The sequence below is a fragment of the Pseudomonas sp. K5002 genome (assembly GCF_013386655.1).
Taxonomy (GTDB): Bacteria; Pseudomonadota; Gammaproteobacteria; order Pseudomonadales; family Pseudomonadaceae; genus Aquipseudomonas.
This window is the reverse complement of the sequence record NZ_JACARK010000677.1, coordinates 1-2,778: the sequence shown is the minus strand read 5'-3', so window position 1 is coordinate 2,778 and position 2,778 is coordinate 1. Positions and strand designations below refer to the sequence as shown.

Below are 2,778 nucleotides of genomic sequence, written 5' to 3'. Positions count from 1 at the left end.
CCGCGCCACGCCAGGCTATTGCTCAAGCCGGACACGCCGGGGGCCAGCCACTCCAGCAGGTATTCGACGTACAGGAAGCGCAGCTCACCCAGCTCGCCGGCCTGGATGCGACTGCGGGCGTCCCTGACCATCGGGTAGCCCTGGTAGGTGTAGGTCAGCGCAAAAAATGTCCCATGGCGCTCGGCAAGGCTCGCCAACTCACGGGCTTCGTCAGGGTGGTTGACCAGGGGCTTGTCGCAGATCACCGGGATGCCCGCCTCCAGGAACAACCGGCACGGTTCGAAGTGCAAGTGGTTGGGCGTCACGATAACCACCGCCTCGATCGGGTCGGGGCGGCGAGACTCGGCGGCCGCCATGTCCTCGAACGACAAGTAGATACGTTCGGGTTCAATAGTGAGCGCTGCGCCCGCCTCGCGGCATTTATCCGCGTCGGCAGAGAATGCGCCGGCAACGATATCGAAGCGATTACACAGGCGCATCGCTGCGCGGTGGTAACTGGCGAAGTAAGCGCCCTGCCCGCCGCCGACCATGCCGACCTTGAGTCGCCTCTTTCCGGGAATGTCGCCGGTCAACCTTGCCATCGCCCAATCCTCCGCAAAAAGCATTGGCCCGAGTATCAGGGGTGACCGGTGTTTCCACCATTTCGCACCCTTGGCGATACCTGACGCGGACTGAAGCACTCCTGCGCAGCACGGGGTGTTACCCGTCGCTATCGAATGTGTTACTGGGCGGACCGCCACCGTCACGATTGACCCGTGAAAACCACAACGCACTGGCGCCGAACCTTCAGCAAAAGCGCTTACAATCTGACGCATTCAGTTATGCTCAAACTTCATGTTTGAACTTAAACAAACGGCATGAAAGATGCCTTGGTAATGATCGGAAGTTTCAAACGCTTAAACGGTTATTACGGTTATGCCCAAGGTTATTCGATAACCGCGCTATAACTTTAATAACTGGCGCCTTAACCCAGCCAAGTACATCGAGATAATAATGCCCAGCCGCCCGGACTCATCGCCCCTGTCATTAGCCGCCGCCACCTCCCACCCCGAGCGACAGCAGGCGCGCAGCGACTTGCAGGCCAATGTGCAAAAGAACCTGAGCACGCTGGTGGAGTCCTGCCGGTCGGTGGCCGACATGTGCCGCAAAGTTGATGTGAACCGCCAGCAGTTCAACAAGTACCTGGTGGGCCAGCACGTGCCGTCGCAGAAGATTCTGCAAAAGATCGGCCGCTATTTCATGATGGAAGCCGAAGACCTCTTCCGCCCACCCGCCGAGTTCAAGAAGTTCTATGAAGGCTATGAAAACGAACTGCCCACCGGCTTGCGGGCTTCGGAGCAGTTCAATCATTTCCTGCCGCTGGCCAAGCAGTCGGCTGACGTGCTCGAAGACTATCTGGGGGTGTATTACCGCTACCACAATTCATCGATCTACAAGGGCCGGATCCTGCGTTCGGTCACCTGCCTGTACCGCGCCGACTCGATGGTGCAGTACGTCACCGTCGAGCGCTTTCCACTGCGCGATGGCAGCGGCAAGATCGGTTATTCATTCACCTACCACGGGTTCTGCCTGCTGCTGGGCGATCGCCTGTTCATGGTGGATTTCGAAGGCAAGCAACGTAACGAAATGACGTTCTCGATCCTGACGCCGCAGCATCGTCGGCCGATCCGTTTTCTCTATGGGTTGGTGACGGGTGTGGCGTCGTCCTCGTTCCGCCAGCCTTTCTCCACGCGCATGGCGCTGGGACTGGTGGACAAGGGCAAGATCCGCAAGCACCACTTGCGCAATGCAACGGTGCTGTTGCCCAGCGACCAGTCGATCCCGCTGGACGTACGTGAATACATGACCGGCGACAACGCCACCATCGTCTGGGGCGGTCAGGACTGAGGGACCTGCAGGGGCTGGCGTGCCGTCATCATTTCAACCAGCGACGGGCCCTTGCTGTTGAGGGCTTTGACGAGGGTCGCGTTGAGTTGTGACGCGTGTTCGACGCGCCAGGCTTCAAGGCCGAAGTTTCGGGCGATGCCGGCGAAGTCCGGGGCATAGGGTTTGCCATCCGGCAGGTTGAATTCACCGGCCCGGTGCTGCTCGATGGGCGACGTCTGTACGTCGCCCAGGGCTTCGTCACCGTTGCTGTTGAAGACCAGGAACACCACCGGAATGCTGTGCATCACGCACACTGCCATCTCTTGCATCGACTGCAGGAAATCCCGGCTGCCCACGGCACAGACCACCTGGCGGGCGGGCATGGCGAGCTTGGCGCCGATCGCTGCCGGGACGGCCCAGCCGAGGGTGGCGGGGTTGCCGGCGCACAAGTGCCTGCCGGGGTAATGCACCGGGAACATCTTGCGGGCCATGGGCTGGGTGGGGCCGCTACCGATGACGAGGATGGCATCGTTTTCCAGCACGGAGGATGAGGCGCGGCCTTCGCGCAGTACGCTGATTTTACGCGGGGTGGGTTGGGGTTCTGCACGCAGGGTGGCGGGTGGCAGGCTGGCGTTGGTGGAGGCGCCTTGGAGGGCGTCGTCAATGGACAGGCTGACAGGGCCGGGATGGGCGCTCAGCATGGTGTCGAAGGCTTGGCGCAGGGCTTGGGGTAGCTGTTGTAGTGTCGAAACCGTCGCGTGATCTTTCATGACGTTGGCGGCTATCGTTTCGGGCTGGGCGTTACTGATGACCAGCAGCGCGCAGGCGTCCTGGTGCGCGGTGGCCAGGGCTCCCAGGGCTGAGGGGATGCCCAGGGGGCCCGTAAGTACGACGGCCATGGGGCGACCGCAC

Annotated in this window: 3 protein-coding genes; 1 reads left to right on the top strand and 2 read right to left on the bottom strand. The window is 61.2% G+C overall.

The genetic code is table 11. The annotated features are described in order from the left end of the window. The coding region (locus tag HX846_RS26030) for a Gfo/Idh/MocA family protein (RefSeq protein WP_178966369.1) at positions 1-581 on the bottom strand (581 nt) is incomplete at its 3' end. A 439-nt stretch (positions 582-1,020) separates the two neighbouring features. Here HX846_RS26030 and HX846_RS26025 point away from each other — a divergent pair. After that, entirely contained in the window at positions 1,021-1,887 is an 867-nt protein-coding gene (locus HX846_RS26025; protein WP_032899479.1) for a helix-turn-helix transcriptional regulator, read from the top strand. On the opposite strand, the gene HX846_RS26020 is transcribed toward HX846_RS26025, so the two are convergent. After that, on the bottom strand, positions 1,878-2,778 hold a 901-nt coding region (locus HX846_RS26020; protein WP_178966368.1), incomplete at its 5' end, for a thiamine pyrophosphate-dependent enzyme. The two genes, HX846_RS26025 and HX846_RS26020, sit on opposite strands and share 10 nt — an antisense overlap.